Origin of the sequence: Pseudomonas sp. LPH60, assembly GCF_030718165.1 — a bacterium.
GTDB classification, from domain to species: Bacteria; Pseudomonadota; Gammaproteobacteria; order Pseudomonadales; family Pseudomonadaceae; genus Aquipseudomonas; species Aquipseudomonas danubii.
Window position 1 is genome coordinate 380,936 of record NZ_JAVAJH010000003.1, and the last position, 17,562, is coordinate 398,497.

At 63.4% G+C, this 17,562-nt stretch carries 20 protein-coding genes; all 20 read right to left on the bottom strand.

Translation table 11 applies throughout. The features are described from left to right. Window positions 1-35 precede the first annotated feature (35 nt). On the bottom strand, window positions 36-1,532 hold the full coding sequence (locus tag Q8O96_RS12170; RefSeq protein ID WP_305948850.1) for a phage tail sheath subtilisin-like domain-containing protein: 1,497 nt from the start codon (window positions 1,530-1,532) through the stop codon (window positions 36-38). Further along, window positions 1,532-1,714, bottom strand: coding sequence for a DUF2635 domain-containing protein (locus Q8O96_RS12175; RefSeq protein WP_047302105.1), 183 nt, complete (start codon window positions 1,712-1,714; stop codon window positions 1,532-1,534). The genes Q8O96_RS12170 and Q8O96_RS12175 overlap by 1 nt, the downstream gene beginning before the upstream one ends. Then, a complete protein-coding gene (locus tag Q8O96_RS12180) occupies window positions 1,711-2,295 on the bottom strand; it encodes a hypothetical protein (RefSeq protein WP_102861410.1) in 585 nt (194 codons plus the stop codon). Before Q8O96_RS12180 ends, Q8O96_RS12175 begins: the two co-directional genes overlap by 4 nt. A 197-nt stretch (window positions 2,296-2,492) precedes the next feature. Next, on the bottom strand, window positions 2,493-2,993 hold the full coding sequence (locus tag Q8O96_RS12185) for a fimbrial protein (RefSeq protein ID WP_305948851.1): 501 nt from the start codon (window positions 2,991-2,993) through the stop codon (window positions 2,493-2,495). A gap of 181 nt (window positions 2,994-3,174) precedes the next feature. Next, window positions 3,175-4,326 (bottom strand): glycosyl hydrolase family 18 protein, encoded by a 1,152-nt coding sequence (locus Q8O96_RS12190; protein ID WP_305948852.1) that lies wholly within the window; start codon window positions 4,324-4,326, stop codon window positions 3,175-3,177. 104 nt (window positions 4,327-4,430) lie between these two features. Continuing rightward, window positions 4,431-5,474: a phage late control D family protein gene (locus Q8O96_RS12195; protein WP_305948853.1), complete on the bottom strand. Its 1,044-nt coding sequence runs from the start codon at window positions 5,472-5,474 to the stop codon at window positions 4,431-4,433. A gap of 61 nt (window positions 5,475-5,535) precedes the next feature. Next, window positions 5,536-5,742 carry a tail protein X gene (locus Q8O96_RS12200; protein ID WP_047302087.1) on the bottom strand — a complete coding sequence of 69 codons (207 nt, stop codon included), beginning with the start codon at window positions 5,740-5,742 and terminating at the stop codon, window positions 5,536-5,538. Then, a complete protein-coding gene (locus Q8O96_RS12205) occupies window positions 5,717-6,562 on the bottom strand; it encodes a phage tail protein (RefSeq protein WP_103741615.1) in 846 nt (281 codons plus the stop codon). The genes Q8O96_RS12200 and Q8O96_RS12205 overlap by 26 nt, the downstream gene beginning before the upstream one ends. 9 nt (window positions 6,563-6,571) lie before the next feature. Next, on the bottom strand, window positions 6,572-9,196 hold the full coding sequence (locus tag Q8O96_RS12210; protein WP_305948854.1) for a phage tail tape measure protein: 2,625 nt from the start codon (window positions 9,194-9,196) through the stop codon (window positions 6,572-6,574). A 141-nt stretch (window positions 9,197-9,337) separates the two neighbouring features. Further along, entirely contained in the window at window positions 9,338-9,643 is a 306-nt protein-coding gene (locus tag Q8O96_RS12215) for a phage tail assembly protein (RefSeq protein ID WP_060842616.1), read from the bottom strand. A 12-nt stretch (window positions 9,644-9,655) separates the two neighbouring features. Further along, window positions 9,656-10,165, bottom strand: coding sequence for a phage major tail tube protein (locus Q8O96_RS12220; RefSeq protein ID WP_016965333.1), 510 nt, complete (start codon window positions 10,163-10,165; stop codon window positions 9,656-9,658). Between the two features lie 12 nt (window positions 10,166-10,177). Next, window positions 10,178-11,344 carry a phage tail sheath family protein gene (locus Q8O96_RS12225; RefSeq protein ID WP_207167144.1) on the bottom strand — a complete coding sequence of 389 codons (1,167 nt, stop codon included), beginning with the start codon at window positions 11,342-11,344 and terminating at the stop codon, window positions 10,178-10,180. 101 nt (window positions 11,345-11,445) lie between these two features. Continuing rightward, on the bottom strand, window positions 11,446-11,874 hold the full coding sequence (locus Q8O96_RS12230) for a phage tail assembly chaperone (protein ID WP_305948855.1): 429 nt from the start codon (window positions 11,872-11,874) through the stop codon (window positions 11,446-11,448). 12 nt (window positions 11,875-11,886) lie between these two features. Beyond that, window positions 11,887-14,310, bottom strand: a complete 2,424-nt coding sequence (locus Q8O96_RS12235) for a phage tail protein (protein WP_305948856.1) — start codon at window positions 14,308-14,310, stop codon at window positions 11,887-11,889. Continuing rightward, window positions 14,307-14,912, bottom strand: a complete 606-nt coding sequence (locus tag Q8O96_RS12240) for a phage tail protein I (protein ID WP_102878569.1) — start codon at window positions 14,910-14,912, stop codon at window positions 14,307-14,309. Before Q8O96_RS12240 ends, Q8O96_RS12235 begins: the two co-directional genes overlap by 4 nt. Window position 14,913: 1 nt before the next feature. Next, window positions 14,914-15,795 carry a baseplate J/gp47 family protein gene (locus Q8O96_RS12245; RefSeq protein ID WP_305948857.1) on the bottom strand — a complete coding sequence of 294 codons (882 nt, stop codon included), beginning with the start codon at window positions 15,793-15,795 and terminating at the stop codon, window positions 14,914-14,916. Further along, the gene (locus Q8O96_RS12250) at window positions 15,792-16,118 is read right to left on the bottom strand and encodes a GPW/gp25 family protein (RefSeq protein WP_102861399.1); all 327 of its coding nucleotides are present in this window, start codon (window positions 16,116-16,118) and stop codon (window positions 15,792-15,794) included. Before Q8O96_RS12250 ends, Q8O96_RS12245 begins: the two co-directional genes overlap by 4 nt. 4 nt (window positions 16,119-16,122) lie before the next feature. After that, window positions 16,123-16,326, bottom strand: a complete 204-nt coding sequence (locus Q8O96_RS12255) for a hypothetical protein (protein ID WP_305948858.1) — start codon at window positions 16,324-16,326, stop codon at window positions 16,123-16,125. A 103-nt stretch (window positions 16,327-16,429) separates the two neighbouring features. After that, complete coding sequence (locus Q8O96_RS12260) at window positions 16,430-17,020, bottom strand: phage baseplate assembly protein V (RefSeq protein WP_221809318.1); 591 nt, start codon at window positions 17,018-17,020, stop codon at window positions 16,430-16,432. Continuing rightward, a complete protein-coding gene (locus tag Q8O96_RS12265) occupies window positions 17,017-17,538 on the bottom strand; it encodes a hypothetical protein (RefSeq protein WP_305948859.1) in 522 nt (173 codons plus the stop codon). Before Q8O96_RS12265 ends, Q8O96_RS12260 begins: the two co-directional genes overlap by 4 nt. Between the last annotated feature and the right edge of the window lie 24 nt (window positions 17,539-17,562).

Here is a 17,562-nt window from a genome sequence, read left to right on the forward strand (position 1 = left end):
GGCGGGCTGAAAAAGCGCAGTGATGCAGGTCCGGCTCAGGCCGCGGCGTCGTACTGCAGACGGAATTGGTTGAGCAGCGCGAACACCCGCAGGCCGTTGATGTAGTCCGGCGGGAACAGCACGTTGACCCGGCTCGGGTCCTGCACGTCGCGCTCGACGATCAGGTGCTCGGCGAACAGGTCGGCGTTCTCCACATGGCCTTCCAGCTCCAGCTTGGCGTACTGGGCGATCAGCTCACCGCGAATGGTGCTCGGGGTGACGATCGGCTGGCCGGCGCCGAAACGGGTGCCGTCGGCGGCCAGCTTGTGGCGCCCGTACTTGCTGGTGATCACGCTTTGCAGGCGACGCACGATGAACGCCGACTGGTGCATGGTTTCGCTGTCCAGGTAGGAGTTGTCGGCCTGGCCGTAGGCGTTCTTCTGGTAGGTGGTGATCGCCCGCTGAATGCGCATGTAGCCGCCTTCGTAGTAGGCGGTGGCGATGCCGTAGCTGAGCAGCGACTGACGCTCGGTGAGGGTGAAGCGTTCGCTGGCCGGCGCCGGATCGATCCCCGGCAGGCTGCCACTCTGGGTCGGACGGCTGGCGTCAGCGGAGATGAACACCGAGGTCCGCGCCGCCAGGGCTGCGGCCTGAACCCAGACCGGTTGTGGCACGCCGGTTTCCAGGGCCTGGATGGTGATGTGCTGATCGTTGCGCGCCTGACCGGCCGCCACCAGGGTGCCGACGGTGCCGCGCTTGGCGCTGTAGACATGGCCGAACAGCTGCTTGGCCCAGGACCAGCGGCCGGTGTTGTCGTCCATCACCGCTTGCCAGGCATTGAGGCTGGCGGTGTCGGTCCAGGGCATGCAGATGAACTCGAACGGCTCGTCGCCCAGGGCCGCCAGGGCCGCGACCTGATCCGGCACGCCGGTGCCGCCGGCCATCTTGCCCAGCACCAGGGTCAGGCCGGCCGGGGTTTCTTCGCCATTACTCTTGCCCAGGCGATTGAGTTGCAGGCTGATGTCATTGCCGCTGTCGCCGGTCCACTTGGCGCTCAGGGTCAGCGTGCCGTCGACGGCTGCTGCGGTCACCGGCAGGTCCACCGCCGCATTGACCTTCAGCGCCAGGGCGCTGGCCGCCTGAGCGGCAGTGGCGCCGCTGACGATCGAGGCCTGCACCCGCACACCGCCGACGTACAGATTGAGCAGGCCGGCGGCGCTGGCGCTACCGGTGAGCTTCAGCTCGGCCTTGGCCACGCTGCCTTCAGTACTGTGCAGCGGCAGGCACCAGATCTCGCCCACCGGGTCGGTCTTGCGCCAGGTTTCATACATCGAGGCGAGCATCGAACCTTGCCCGCCGATGCTCTTGGCCAGGGCCACGCTGGACACCAGCAGCAGCTTGCCGAGGTCATCGCCGGCCTGGTTGTCATTGACCTGGGCGACGATCAGACGGCGCATGGCCGAAGACGCGCTATTGGCCGCCGAGTTGTCCATCTCGGCGTAGAACAGCGGAACACGGATGTCCGCCGGGATATTGCTGAAACCGATCGCCATTATTTGGCTCCTTGAGATTTCGCCGCTTTCACGGCTTTGCTAGTGATATCGCCATCGGCCAGACGCCGGCGCCACCAGGCGTTGTCCGGCACTTCACGGCCGGAGGCGGGCAGCAGATCGCCTGCTTCCGGGTCCGGTACGGCGCGGCCAGCGACCGGCAGCACGGTGATGCGTTTGCTCATTGCTTCAGCTCTCCTGAAAAAGTCAGCTCCAGGCGCCCGTCGGGGCCCGGTTTCTTCAAATTGGGGTCCGCCGGATCGATGGCATCGACCCGCACCGTGACCCCGGTAAAGGACGGCAAGCCGTCGAGTTCACGCTCATGCCAGGTTTCCGCCGGCTGCCCGGGCAGATTGCGCCCCAGCTGGAATTCGGCGAAGAAGCGCAGGCGGTAGAGCAGGCGGGTGGCGTCGAACGACACCAGTTCACCGCCGTCGTATTGGATCGGGTTGTACTCGGCGCCGGGTTTGAAACCGACCAGGGCGCGCCAGACTTCGGCGCGCAGGTCGTGGAGTTGGTCCAGGGCTTGTTGTGGGTCGGTGGCGTCGAGGAGCAAGGCGACTTCGAAGCGGTCGCGGATGGTCTGGCGGTGGACGTTCTGGGCAGTGTTGCCGGAAGCCAAGTCGTTGATCGGAGCCCAGTACGCAGCCGGTAGGGGTTGGCTGGTGTTACCGCCCAGAGTATCGAGGTTGATGCCCGCCAGAATGCGCCCGCTGAGACGGGGACACTGGCTGTGCAGCTGGTTGATAACAGCGCTGAGTTTCATCGAGTGGCTCCAGGACCGGGACCGATCCAGGTCCGTTGCGGGCTGCCACGATCGAGCATCAGGGCCTCTCGGGAAGCAGTTGCCATAGGTTTCTCCAAGGCACAAAAAACCCGCCGCAGCGGGTGGGAGAGAAGTAGCCTGAAGCATCCGCCCCAGGCCGATGACAGGGTCCTGCGAATGCCCGCAGGACCCCAGGTTCAGGCATAAACGATCACGCACTCGGACAGCGCGGCGTAGAGTCCGGCCGTGACCGGCCCTTGAGTTCCGACCAGTCGAGCCATGAACTGCAACCTGTCGGTATCCGCGGGGTAGTGCGCAGCGGCTTGCCCCAGGGTCAGGGCATTGCCGAGCGCGTCCAGGATCTGCACACCGACATTTCGCGCCGCGCTCGCTCCGCTGCGCTCGTTCTCCAGTGTCAGGCCGTCATGGCTAACACCATCGAAATAGACCTGAACCGTCTTCGCGCCGTGGCACTTTTGCGGGTCAAGCAAGACCTCGAACATGACCGCCGGGCCGCCCCCCTGGTCAATCTGCGAGGCCGATGTCGCTCCCAGATCGACAAACCGCTCCCACTCCACGGCGCGAGCACGCAATGGCAGAAGCTCCACACCGGTACACAGATCGTCGTCGATGCTGCAGGCAGGCGCGACAACCCTTGCCAGGAAATTCATGAACTGAAGATGCTTTTGCGAAGCCATTGATCTATTCCTTCACGTCGACAGGAGCCGATAGACGTTGATCCGGCACCTGTATGGTTAAAGCTCAGGCTCCCGGCAACTCCCGGGACATTACGCGCAACGCATAGACTTCCGCCGGCAAGGACTGCGATGCCGCAGGAAACGCGGTTCTACGGCCGCTGTTTTTTCGCTGATCGACCTCTCACTCCTGCCCGACAGGCAGCAGTGCTCGACCTTCATTGAGCCCCGCCTGCAGCGCCGTCCAGAACTCGGCATTTTCATAGCCCATGGCCCAGACGCTGGTGCCGCCCAGGCCCAGCTTGGTCACCAGCGCGGTCTTGGTCTTGATGCTCGTGGCATCGTCGTACCAGAGCACCGGCTGCGCGCGCTCCGGGGTCCATTCCACGCCATCGGCGAAGCTCTTCATTGGCCCCCAGCTGGCGTAAGGCGTTGCGGAAGCGGCGTCCCGGTGGGTGACGGCGCGGTGCTCGGCAATCACTTCCTGATAGGCCGACCAGTGCACCCGGTTGCCAATGCTGTAGTCCTGACCGTAGGCCGGCAGCCCGGCCAGGACCTTGCCCGGCGCGACTCGCGATACCGCGTAGCCGAGCACAGCCCGTTGCCAGTCGGCGCCGGAGCCCGGGCCGGGCCAGACTTCGTCATGGAAACCGCCGCTGCTCCAGCCGGGGCCGACCTGGTCGTAGGTCATGACCTGGACGTAATCCACCGCCGCGCCCAGGGCCTTGTAGTCGTAGCCTTGCAGGTACTCGGGCTCGCGGTCGCTGGACTTGGGCGGGACGCTGATGATCAGTTTCTTGCCACTGGCATGCAGGGCATTGCCCAGGGCTTTGACATAGGTGGAAAAGGCCTTGGCATTCCTCGGTTCGACCTGTTCGAAGTCCAGGTTGATGCCGGCAAAACCGCCCTCCCTGGCCAGCATCACCAGTTGCTTGATGCTGCCGGCACTCAAGGTCTTGTCGTTGACGATGGAGTGGGAAATGGCCGGGTCGAAATCCGCAATGCCCTGGTTGTAGTCGGACACGGTGGGGTACAGCGGCAGCGATTTGGACTGGGCGAAGCGAATGATGTTTTCGCTGGTCGGGTTCATCCCTTCCTGGTGCAACTGGCCGGTGACGGTCAGCCCGTAGATGCTGCCCAGGCCCACTGCAGACAGGTTGCCGTGGAACGCTTGCAGGTTGCTATAGGAGGCTTCGACCTGGCCGTCGGTGTAGGCCAGGACAAAGGGCCCGGCATGGGCTGTGGCCGCCAGCAGCAAGCTGCAGCCGACGATCAATGTCTGGAACAGAAAGCGCAGGCCTCGCTTCGAGGCCGGGCTGCTGATGCCTGGGTTCATGACTACTCCTGCGGATTGTCCGCGTACTTGAAAAGGCAGAGTGGGTTGCAGCGCAACGCTGCGCATGGGGTGGCTACGGCAAAGCTCGCGGGGCTGACGCAGCGTCAAAGCTGCACCACTCTGAGTGGTTTTTTGGCGGGGGTTTTCTTGGCCTTGGCTTTGGCCTTGCCTTGCTTGCCGCCGTTGCATTCGACCGTGGTGCTCCAGCCCGACGGGTTGAACAGCTGCTCTACCGAGTCCACCAGGTACTCGCCGTCCAGGCCGGCCTTGAAGCCCTGGGCATTGATCAGGCGCTCGGCAAACAGATCGGTGCGCCCGGGCATCTCCAGGCGCACGCTGGCGCTGCTGCGGTTGAAGGCAGCCAGACGGGCCTTGGCCGCTTGCTCGGCGGCGGACTTGTTGGGGTACAGGTGCCGATCGGTGTGCACCGCCGGCACGCTGGCCGGTGAGTCGCTGTTGCCCAGGTCGATGACCTTGAGCGTGCCGCTCTTCGGGTCCTGATGCTTGGTCTGCACCGCCTTGTGGGTGCTGCTGTCACTGAGGCGGAACTGATAACGGCTGACGTCGCGACGGCTGAGGCTGACAACGCCCAGGGCCTTGCCGCTGGCACTCAACCCGGACTGACGGGGCAGCACCAGCAACCTGCCTTCGGCCACCTTGGCGGTGCAGTCGTACTGTCGGGCCAGGCGGGTGATGAAGTTGAAGTCGGATTCGTTGAGCTGGTCGATCCGCGGCACCTTGGTCGCCACCGGACAGACCGGCTGCCAGCCGTTGCGGGCCGCCAGATCGCGGACGATCTGCGCCAGCGCCACGTTCTCCCAACTGCCGCTGCGGGTGGTCTTGCCACTGCCGCGCATGTCGCTGGCCTTGCCGCGGATCTCGATGGAATCCGGCGGCCCGTTGACCACCACTTCATCCACCGTGTAGCGCCCCAGGCGAGTCAATGCCTGCCCGGCATAGCCGAGGAACACTTCGATGGCGGCGCCACGACCGGGCAAGGCGACCGCGCCGTCACGGTCATCGATGCGCAGTTCGAACTCGTCCGCTTCCATGCCCGGCTTGTCCAGGGTGCGCAGGGTCAGCAGCCGGTCATTGATCTGCGCGGTGATGTCGCGGCCATCGGCCAGGATGCGAAAGACCGGGGTCATGGCCTGTGCTCCAGAAAATGAAGACCCCGCACGCAGCGGGGTCTGTTGAGTGGAGGCCAGGTCAGTCCCATAGCTGAACCATCGCCTCTGTGCGGATCGGCAGCTCCGGTAGCAGGATCAGTACCCCGGCCCGAAAGGGTTGTGGCTCGTCGGCCAGGCCCTGGTTGGCGTCCAGCACCGCCTCGACGCTGCCATTGAGGTGCCCGTAGTAGCGATGACACAGGGTGTCGAGCAGATCGCCGTCAGAGGTTCTGCAGGTCGTTGCCATAGCTCACAAACTCCAGTGAAAACCCTTGTTTGCGGGGAATGCCGCCCGCCAGCAGGTGGCTCTGTTCCTCGTCGATGCTGGTGAGGCACCAGGTGCCCAGCACTTCGCCGTAGCCCGTGGTCAGGCTCAGGGGCTGCAGGCGCCGGCCAATGCTGCGCAACGCCTGCAACTGCCCCAGCCCGCCCTTGAACCCGGGAAAGATCGCGCCCTTGAGGGAGATCTTGTCGTCGCCCTGCCCCACCGCCTGCTGCGCAATGCTGCGGCTCAGGCGCTCCTGGGCCGCCCAGCGAAAGCCGGTTTGCCGGCGCAACTCATCGAAGGCCGCGGTATCGAGGTTGAAGTAGAACGGCTCGGCCGCGGCCCCCAGGGGCTGCAGGATCAGCAGGTGCGGGAAGGGTTTCACCGCCTCCGCCGCCGGGGTGTCCTGAGGCGCCAGCGCGCCGGAAGGAAAGATATTGCCCAGGGCCGGGCTGATCTGCCCGCCGATGCGGTTGATCGCCGCGCCGGCCTTGGCCACCTGCTCCTGCAGGGCGCCAAGACGCTGCTGCATCTGCCCCGCCACGGTCACGGCCTGGCTGTACTTGGCCGCGACTTCACCCACCGCCGACTGCGCCGCGCCGATGCTGCGCATCGTGCGTTGCAGCTTGGCGCCCAGCACCGGGCCGACCCAGGGCAGATTTTCCAGCTCCGAGGCGGCGCCGGTGATGTCGCTGATGGCGCCGTTCATGGGCCCGAGCATTTCATCGGCGCTGCGCCGCCCTGCCTCTGCTGCCGCCACCAGGGACGTAAGCCCCGATTGCAGCTGTTCCATATAGGCCATGCCGCCTCCTTAAACGTGTGCCGCGTCGAACAACTGACGACCCGCCGCCTGACGGCTGTATTCGTCGAACTGAAAGCGCAGATAGGGTTCCAGCTCCCGGGCCAATTGCGCCGGATCTCTGACATCGCCCTGCACCGAAATCGACAGGTAAGGCGCGAAGCTGAACTGCTGTTCAATCGCCGGTAGTGCCGCCGATTTGAACGGCTCCGGAGGATTGCTCAGCGAAAGGCTCGACGCCGACGGTGCCGGACTGGCCAGCGAACGCGCGGCCTGCCCCATCAGCGGAGGCGTCTGGCCCGGCTGGAAGGACTTGGCGATATCGCCCATCACCGGCGGGATGTTCTGCCCGGCGTTGCGCATCATCAGCGGACCGGCTGCGGGCATTTGCTTGAGCGAGTCGTCGGAGCCAAACAGTTTTTTGCCCAAGGCCCCACCAGCGGCAGAACCGCCCCAGGCGCCCAGTGCACCGCCCACCAGCCCACCAATAACAGTACCGATGACCGGCACCACGGAACCAATGGCGGCCCCTGCTGCTGCTCCGGCAGCGGCGCCTGCAAGATTGCCTGCCGCCTCGCCATAGCCTTCGGCTTTTTCATCCTGGGTCTTGGCATTCAGATAGGTGTCCGCAACCTGGAAACCGGCACCGAGCACCGATAGGATCGCGCCGCCCTTGAGCAAAGGTGCGAAACCTTTGGCCACAGAGCCAGCGCCTTTCAGTGCGGCACCGGCCACGCCAGACCTGACCGCCCCTCTGGGCATTTTTTCCAGACCACTGGGCGTCAAAGGGCTCTTGCCACCTTGAATGCCCGCCCCCCTCGCAGGTGGCCTGCGCCTGTCAGCCTTACGCCCACCACGGCCCCGACGGCGTTGCTTGTCCAAGCCGCAGTCGATCATGGGCTCGCAACAGTCAATGCCTGGCGCATTGCGACCGGGCGCTCGCTTTCTCGCCTTTGGCTTGCCTGCAAGCTCACAGCAGTCAATGCCTCCCGCACTGCGGCCAGGCGCTCGCTTTGCCGCCTTGGGGTCAATCTTCAACCCACCCCGCAAGACATTGATCAGGCCCTTGCTCATGGTGTAGACCGCCATGAGCTTTTGCACCGCGACATACGCGGCGCCCAAAGCGACCACACCCTGCACCAGCGATGGGTTGTGCTCTGCCAGCTCGGTCAGCTTTCCGACCACCACGGTGATGCTTTTGGCCACCAGATCCGTCACCGGTTGCAGGGCCTGCCCCACGACCCGCTGGCCTTCATCGATGGCTAAACCTGCTTCAGCCCACAACTGCTTGGAGGCTTCTCGACGCTCCGCGAGGTTCTTGTCGATAACCCCCGAAGCGCTCAACGAGTCCTTCTTCACTTGCTCATACTGCTGCCGACCCTGGGTCTGGGCTAGCAAGGCCGCCTTGATCTGCATATCGGTAAACAGGTCACCAGTACGCAGGGACTCTTCCAGAGCCTCAAGCATGGCCTTGGCCTTGGCCGGGTCTGTTTCCTGGCTGATCTTCGCCTGGGCCTCGGCCATCTTCGCCGCCTTGGCCGGGTCGATGGCCCTGACGTAGCGCATGGCCAGGGCAAAGCTCGCCTCCAGGCTCGACATGCCCTTCTGGATACCGGTATTCAGCGAAGCCTGATAATCAATGCCGGCGTCTTCATAAGCCTTGACCGCCTCACTGGAGCCGATTTTCTCGATCCAGTTCTGCAATTGGCCAGCGGCCTGATCAGCACTGCCCGCAGTGTTCATCTGCACTTGCAGCATGGACCCCAACTGACTCACCGCCTCCATACCGGTGAGTCCTTCCGCGCTCGCGCTCTTGAGCAGCGCCGGGAGCAAGCGCGCCATGTCGGCCGCCTCGAAATTGCCGGCCTGCCCCTGCAGGGCTATGGCCTCAAGAGCCTGCTCCATGACCTTGGGGTCGCTGATTCCAGCTTTGAGCTCCAAGGCCCGCATCAGCTTCGCGGTGTCGTCGACGCTCGCGCCCTGCCCCACCGCAAACTTGGCGGCCAACCCTGTGTAGCCTTGCGCCTTGTCCAGCGACATGCCGCTGGCCATCATCTGGCTCACCAGAGCCGCCACATCGTTACGGGCCATGCCCGTGTCACGGGAGGTCTGAATCACCGTGCGGCTCAGCTGCGCTTCCTGAGGCTGGTTGACCACATTGGCCTTGATCGCCATGTCGCGGATCAGCGCTTGATAATCAGCACTGATCTTGACCGGGGCGCGCAGTTTATCGACGCCAAACTTTGCCCAGTCATAAGCCGCCTTGAAGTCGGCCTTGCCCTGGGCTACCTGCTGCAGCCCACGAGCCTGAAGCTCAGAACCCCGGGCCACCTTGCCCAGCGCTTGATATTCCTGGCGCAGCTTGCGCACCTCAATACCCTGCTGGCGCAGTCCGTTGCGGCTCTCTTCCAAGCGGCGCAACAGCCCGGCCGCGGAAGCGGCGCCGGTGTCATGGGCCTTTTTCCATTCATCCTGCAGGCGCAGGGTCTGGCCGATGGTCTTTTCCAGAACCCTGGCCTTGCTGCCCTGCTGCTCCAGCTGCTTGATCCGGTCTTCCACCGTCTTGAAGGCGGCGTCCCAGGTCGAACTGAGGGCAGTACCCACTACCACCAGCCCCGATACCAGTTTGTTCGCCATGTGCTTCTCCTGATCCTTGGGTGACGGGCTCAATCCGTGAGCCACCAGACCATGTCGGAAAACCTCATGGTCATGATTTCCTCGGCGGAAAAATGCAGCTCGCGAGCGAGCCGTTTCGCCGCCACCTTCATCACCGCCGGATCAAAGCTCGTCGTCTTGCACCAGGCGAAAATAGCCAGCCTGCAGGCGCTGATAGTCCTTGAGCGCCATGCTCTCCAGGTCCTTGGTGCTGATTTGCGCGAGGCTGGCGAACAGCATCAGCTCGCGCTGTTCATCGTCCCCCACACCGGCGGCGCTGGCGGCGCGCACATCACGTACCGTCGGCGCCCGCAGGGTGAGCCGGTCGCAGACCACGCCGTTCATCTCCACCGGCTTGCTCAGCGCCACCATCACGCTGTCGCTGCTCAGGGTCATCCAGCTCGGGGTCTTGTCGCTTGCTTGAGACATGGGGTGTCTTCCTTACAGGCCCAGGGCCGAACGTTGGGCGGCGAGCTGGTCGACGCCGTTGATCACACGCTTCATGCCCAGGGCATCGATCTCGTAGATCAGGCGGCCGTCGACTTCCAGCTTGTAGTAGGTCAGGGCCACGTTGTGCTTGATCTCGGCCTTGTCGCCGGACTTCCAGTCGCCCATGTCGACCTCCTTGAGCAGGCCGCGCAGGGTGACGATCACCGGAGTGACCTTGCCCTTGAGGCCCTTGAAGGCGCCACGGAACACACCGTTGAAGCCGCTGCCATCGGCCAGGCCGAACATCTTCAGCGACTCGCGGCGCACGCCGGTGGTGGTGAAGCCGGCCTCTTGCTTTTCCATGCCCATGTCCAGTTCCACCGGCACATCCATGCCGCCGACACGGTGCTCCTCGGTCTTGAGGGTCAACTTGGGCAGGGTCAGGCTCGGCACGTCGCCTTGAAAGCTGATGCCATCGACGAACAGGTTCATGTTCGCCAGGGTTTCGGGAATCATTGCCATTGCTGCGGCTCCTTAAGCGGCTTGGTCGAGGACTTCGGTCAACCACTGGTTGGTGACCTCGACCCGGAAGTTGGGGTTTTCGGCGGGTGGTACGTCGGTGAAGCGGATGTTCCAGTACACCTTGCCCTGCTCCAACTGGCTGGCGGTGTTGAGCTCGGTGTCGGCGTAGACCTCGAAATTGATGATCGCGCCCTGGTTCTTCAGATCACGCATGAAGGCCTGCAGGCCCTCGGTGACGTCCTTGACGTAGGTCGCGGTGATCGAGCGGTCCACGGCCCATTTGTGGCCGAAGAGGATGGCGTCCATGACGATGTCCATGGTCCGCACCCGGGTGACGAAGGCCCATTTCGGATCGCTGGACAGCGTGCGGTTGCCCCACAGCCGGAAGCCCGCATCGCGAATGATGGTGGTGATGTTGGCGTTGTTCAGCAGGTTGGCGCGGCAGGTTTCATCGCCGTCGAGGAACTCGATCGGCCGCTTGGTGCCGGTGATGCCGACGAACTCCTTGTTCGACGGCGAGGCCCAGAAGCCGTACTCGTTGTCGGTCCAGGCGAACAGACCGGCAACCCAGGCCGAGGCCGGCGCATCGACGGTGGCATTGGCGCCGTTGTCCCAGTGCTGAACACCCGGGTCGACCATGTACGCGCGCTTGGCGCCGAAGTTCTTGGCGTAGGCCATGGCCGCTTCGTCGGTGGTATTGGGACCATCGAGAATGGCCAGGCCACGCAGCTTGTCCGCCAGGGCCACCAGGGCGGTGCCGATGGCCAGGGTCGAACTGTGCTTGGGGGTGACCAGCAGACGTGGCTGGGCGTTGAAACGGCTCTTGCCGTCCAGCAGCGCCTGCAGACCGGTACGCTTACCGTCGGCCAGCACCCCGCCGATGATCGCCGAAGTCTGCTCGGCCGCGTCGGTCATCTTGGCCACGCCACAAGCGACGATCACCGCCTTGGCCCGCTGGTAGATGGCCTGGCAAGCCTTGGTGATGGCCGCATCCGGGCCCCAGGCCGCAATGGCCTCACGCTCGTTGGTGATCAGCAGCAGGTCATTGACCTTGGCAGTGGCGGTCGGGCCTTCGGTGAAGGTGTCCACCAGGCCGATGATCGAAGACGACGGCAGCGAAATAGTGCGCGTGCCGGTGTCGACGTTAGTCACGGTAACGCCGTGGAAAAAACCACTCATGGATAAACTCCAGACATGAAAAAGCCCCGGGTGAAGGGGGCTCGTAGGGATGATTGATTAGTGGGAAGCGGGAAAGAAAACGCCCCGGCGGTGCGGGGCGTTTAATCGGTTTGCTCGGCGATCCAGGATGGGGCTACTGGGCGGTGCTCGGCTTGTGGGAAGTCCGGGGATTGGGGCCAGTCGCGTAGGGATTGCATGTACACAAGCAGCTCCTTGAACTGCTCGCCTGTCAGCGTCGTAGGGGCTTCAACTTCCAGTTGATCCCGGTGCCGCTCGCGCAGCCACATGACAGATGCCAGCTCTGCATCGCGCCACTGGCGTTCCTGTGCTGCTGGATCCGGAAGCACCTCGGGGGCATCGATCAGATAGGGCAAGCCCTGTGCATCGTGAGCACGAACTTTTCCAGACGCAGGGTTGCCGATTACCGACAGATAAAGCGCTTCGGGTATCTCCACCACATCATCCGGCATCAGTGAATGCACGCCCTGCAAGTAGGAGGTTTGAGTAGTTTGACTATAGAAACGTTTCATAGATGCCACTCCTTAACTGCCCAGCGCTATCCAACGAACAGCAACACCGTTTGCGAATGAGCCATTGAGCGAAGCTGTCATTTTCATCGAGTTTGAAGTCATTGCCCCACGTGTAACCGTGTAATTACCAATGGCAATACCCACCACCGTGGCAACTTCTGCGAGAGAACCAGTCGGCCAGGCGATTGGCATTGACACCGAGATATTATCTGCAGCGGTTCCGGATGATGTTGCCGCGCCCCACTGAATAATCAGACCACCGAGCCAGGAAGGAAACGCAATGTATCCATTCGTCGCGAGGCTGATTGAGAAGCCCCACCGCAGCTTCTTCGGTGTTGCAAGGACAAAATCGTTCGCGCTATCAAGCATTTGCGCAGTGGTAGAGACTTTTGCTGTGCCCTGATTGATCTCAGTAGCCTGGGCCGCCAGCGGGGCAAGAGCCGCAACATCGATGTTTCCCTGATTGACTGGCGCGTTCCACGCCTTGATGCACCACATCACCGCCAAGTTGCACGGGCGAGTTTCACTACCGGAGTTCGCTAACTTCAGGCCATGTCCGACCCAGTCATACGCCAGCTTTTTAGACCATGTGCCATCATCTGGAATCGACATATCCATGTTGGTTGCGATGTCATACCCCACCTCCATTCTGACTTTAGATAACGTGTTTGACATCGACGCTTGATAGGTGCCAAGCGCTCGCCCTGCATCCACACCACGCCCATGATCCCAACCACGCAGGAACTCACCCCGCGACTCGGGCAGGCGAAAGTTACCTGCGCCCTCATCGCCCTTGTTGAAGGTGGTTCCCAGATACGCGGCGAGATCTGGATAAGCGGCAATACTGTGCACGCTACCGTTGAGTTCAAGGTAGCCCGCTGGAACCTCAGCCTTGGGAAATGGAATGATGGCGCCGACAGGGTGTGCAGACTTGAGTGCTGCCAGCTCCTTTACGAGTGCCGCAACATCGATGTTTCCCTGATTGACCGGAGCGCCCCAGGCCTTAATGCACCACATGACAGCAAGACTGCGGGGACGGGTTTCTGTCGAAGTTCGCACAACCCGGGACGCATCAAACGTCAAGAGACTGGTACTGCTGTCTATCGTGGGGCTAGAAACCTGTGGGATTCCCGGCTGTGATCCAAACACCCCAATCGGAGAAACATTTACACCATCCGTCGCAACCGATCCCGTAATGTTCTGCAGGGCATCGAGTTGGTAGCTGCCGACTGCCCGCCCCAGGTCAACGCCACGCCCATGATCCCACCCCCGCAAAAACTCACCCCGCGACTCTGGCAGTCGGAAGTTACCGGCACCTTCATCACCCTTGTTGAAGCTAGTCCCCAGATACGCCGCCAGGTCTGGATAAGCCGCAATGCTCTGCACACTGCCATCGATCTCCAGAAACCCCGGCGGCACGCTGGCCCTGGGAAACGCCACCATCGAGCCCACCGGCAACGATGACGACTGCGCCACAATCGACTCGATCTCAGCCTTGGTGTAGGTGTCGGTAATGCCATGCCCGGCCAGGGTGCTCGGGTTGGTCCCGGCGATCACCCGGCCGTACTTGTCGACCGTGACGTTGGCATAGGAGCCCGCGCTGATACCGGTTCGCCCGATGGCCATCTCGAAGGCCAGCGGCGTAGTGCCGAGGACAATCGGCCCGTCGGTGACCAACTGCCAGACGCTGTCGCCGTTGACCGTGCCCTTCTCGATGCTGACGAACAGCCCGGGGGTGACCTCCAGGCTGGTGTCCGCATCCTGGGCACGGGTCCAGACGCCCGTCGACGACACCACATACAAGCCGTTGTCCTTGGCCTGAGTCTGGTTCTTCACCAGCACCCGGGCATCGGCCGGCAGCAGCACGCCGTCGATGGTCTGAATTCCGCTCAAGGCGATGTTGGCGGTGGTGGCCACCAGCGCCGAATGCTTGAAGTCCAGCTTAGCCAGGGCCTCGATCACCGCGTTGTCGACATACTCGCGGGTGGCCAGGACCACCGCCGGATCGATCTTCAACACGATCTGCGCGGTGTTGGCGACGATGAAGTTCATGCGGATGACTTGGGTCTTGCCGGTGCCCTGGGCCAGCAGGGGCTTGAAGCTCGGGGCGCAGTTGGCCACCGCCACTAGGTCGCCGTCGGCATCGAACAAGCCGATCTCACGAATCCAGCGACCGCCAACATCAGGCGGGATGACTTGTTCGGTGATGATGACGTTGGGGTTGGCCGGGTCGGTGCGTACCTGGTTGACCGGGGCGCGGCGCCACTCGTTGACCAGTTTGGTCTGAGCCCGGTTCGGGATGGGGTCGGTGCCGTTGGCATCGCCGACCGCCATTTCCTTGAAAGTCCAGGGCGTGCCCAGGGCCGTGGCATTCGCCTGTTTCGCCTCGCCCACCGCCGTGAGAATGGCAAAGAACTGACTGTTGGAATCAATCATGAGTACACATCCAGGGTGTCTGTTTCATCAATACACATGACCTGGCCATAACGGCCGGTCACTTCGATATCGCGGGGTGTCGGGGGATAAACGTCGATGTCTTCGCCCTGATATTCATAGGCGCCAAGACCAATCACTCCGGAGCTTTCCAGGCTGATGGCCAGGCCAGTCATGTGCCGGCTGACAGGCCGGGCGTCATCGATCAGCCGGGTCAGCTCCTGGTACATCTCCTCGGTGATGCCGGTATCCAGCACCCCGACTTTCAAGGCAAAGGTGGCCGGTTCGCCTTCAGGGACCGTCTGCCACCATTCGACCACTTCGATCAGGTAGCCCAGCGGTTCCACCACCCGGCGCAGTGCACCGATGGTGCCTTTGCGAGCGTGGATGAAGTACGAGGCACGAATGGCGTTGCGCTTGACCGTCTCGGACCAGCGCGGGTCCCAGCGATCCACCGACCAGGCCCAGGCCAACTGCGGTAGCAGATGCACCGGGCAGGTGGAGGGGTTGTACAGGGTGCGCAGCATGATGGCGGTATCGCCTGCGCTGGCCGCCTCAAGGGCGCGCTCCAGCGGCGTGCTATTGATCGGCAATAGGCTGGTCATCTCAGCTCCCCAGCGTGACGCTGTAACCAGTGCAATACGCCGCTTGAGCCTTGGTCGGGGTGATGTCTTGCCAACCCGCCAGATCGACCCGAGCCACGCCGGCCACATGCAACTGCGCATCAATGGCCGAACGGGCCACCTCGATGCCCAGGCGCCGGCGTGGGTTGACCCAGGCAGCCAGCTTGCGCTCGGCTTCTGCCAGGGCAGCGTCACCTTCCGGGCCGGAGCCCTTCATGTGCAGCACCGCGTCGATGCGATACGGCAAGACCTGGGCACTCTGGACCGTGACCCGGTCGCCGAGCGGTCGCACGTCTTCATCGTTGAGGGCTGCGGCAACGGTCGCCAGCAAGTCAGGACTGGCCGCGCCATTTCCCTCCAGGCTCAGCACCGTGACCGTCACCCGGGCCGGTGCCGGGCTTTCGGCCTCGGCGTCTGCTACCAGCGCAGAAGCGTTACGGGCATGCAGGATGTAGCTGTTGCGCGGGCCGGCCGTGGTCAGTCCTTCATAGGCCAATTGCACACGCTCGCGCAGAGCGTCGTCGGCTTCCTTGACCTCCTCCACCGGCGGCACCGCCTGCGGGTCACCCTGCAGGATCACCAGGCGCTGCAGTTTGACGTTGGCCGCCAGCTGATCCAGGTCCGTGCCCTTGGCATGGGCCAGCAGCAGCGCCTTGGCCGCGTCGTTGACCCGGGCCCGCAATTGCATATCACCGTAGGCCGATAGCTCCAGCAGTTTGCTCACCGGGTCGCTTTCCAGGTTGGCCGTCCAGTTATCGCCCATATGCCGGCGAAAGGTGGCCAGCTTGCCTTGGTACAAGGCCTCAAAATCCAGGGCCTCAAGCACCTGCGGCGCCGGCAGCGCCGACAAGTCCAACGTACTCATGCCGTCACCTCCAAAACCGCGCTATCGCCCAGGTACTGGCCGGTCAGTTGAAAGCTGATCTGACCACCCACCACCGCAACCACTCTTACCCGTTCCAGCTTCAGCCGGGGCTCCCAGCGCAACAGCGCTCGGGCCACTTCGGCCTGCACCGCGCTTTTCCACCCGCCGGTTACCGGCAAGTCGACGTAGCGGCGCAGGTTGCTGCCGTATTCCGGGCGCATCCGCCGACTGCCCAGCGGCGTGGTCAGGATGTCCTCGATGGACTGCCGCACATGCTCGATGCCGGACAGCGACAGGCCGGTACGGCGATCCATTCCGATCATCGTGTCACTCCTGCGCTTGCAGATCCGGGTGGGCGTTCAGGTAGTCCAGGGCGACAAGGTCGCCGGCCTTTACCGACACCTGTCCCCGGGCAACCCGCAACTGGCGGCCATCCGGCAGGATCAAATTGCGCGAGGTGTAAAGGGTGTCGCGAAACACCACAGTGCCGGCGCCCACAGGGCGACCGGGAGTTTTCTTAGGGGTGGCCATAGGTATCTCCGGGTACAAAAAAACCGCTCGGGGCGGGTTGATGGGGTGTTCGGTGATGGGTGAGACGTGAGCGCTGAGTCGTGAGGGCCACGACCCGCATGGGTCACTGCGGCGTTGCAGTTGAACCGGGACCCGGCATCACACCCAGATGGGTATGGGTCGAGCCGACGTTGACCCCGTTGTGCTTCAAGCTGCCGCCGTTGATGTGCACATCGCCATTCAAGGTGATCGCTCCGCTCAGGGTGATGCTGTCGGCCTTGCCGGTCAGGGCGCTGTCGGTCACCACCGCCGAGCTGCCGCCGACCTGAATGGTCACCGTGCCGCTGGGCAGGCTGATGCTGTAGCTCTTGGCCTGCCAGTCATAGACCAGCGAGCCGCCATCCTCGAAACGCCAGACCTCGACATGGTCACGGTTGTCCGGCTGGGGACCGGCGTTACCATACAGGCCGGGAACGAAGGTGCCCTGGGCCGGCTCGCCGCTGGGGCTGATCAGCACGCCCTGCTCCCCCAGGCTCGGCGCCCGCCAGTGCCGGGCCTTGCCGGCGGCCTGGCTGTGCCAGCGCACCCAGGCGCTGGTCCAGCCGGCGCCATCGGATACCCGCACCAGGCCAGCAGCCAGATCCACGCCGACCACGCTGCAAGGCAGGATCAGGCCGGCAATCATGCGGTCGTGGGTTGCAGACACGTAACTCACGCCATGTGCTCCGGCGACTGGTAGCCGCCCTCATGACCTGGGCCGGTATCGGGGCTGAACCCCAACACCAGGGTGCCCGGTGGTTGATTCGGCCAGGGCCATTGCTCCTGACCCAGGTAGATAAGCTGCTGCCACTGCACGACCCACTCGGCCCGGTAAACCGACTCTGCAGCCGTACCAACAGGCTTGGCCCACACCGCCGTCGCGCCTTCGACAAAGTCCAGATCCCACTGCTGACAACGCAGCAGCTCGATTAGCTGAGCCGCCAGAATGGCCGCCTGCAAAGGTGCCTGTGCAAGTTCGGGGTCAACCCGTACCCGGGCCTCCAAAGTGGCCCGCATGCAGCAGCGACCGTCACCCGGGTCGGCTGCCTGGTCCAGGCCGGTGACGGCAAAGTAGAGCGCCGGCTCAGTGGCGCCTTCAAACGCCTTGGGGAATGCCTCAACCGTCTGCAGATGGGGCATCGCCAGCTTGATCGTGGACGTGATGGCGTCTTTTAGCTGGGTCAGTTCGTTCATTGTCTAGTTCCAGAATAAGGTCGA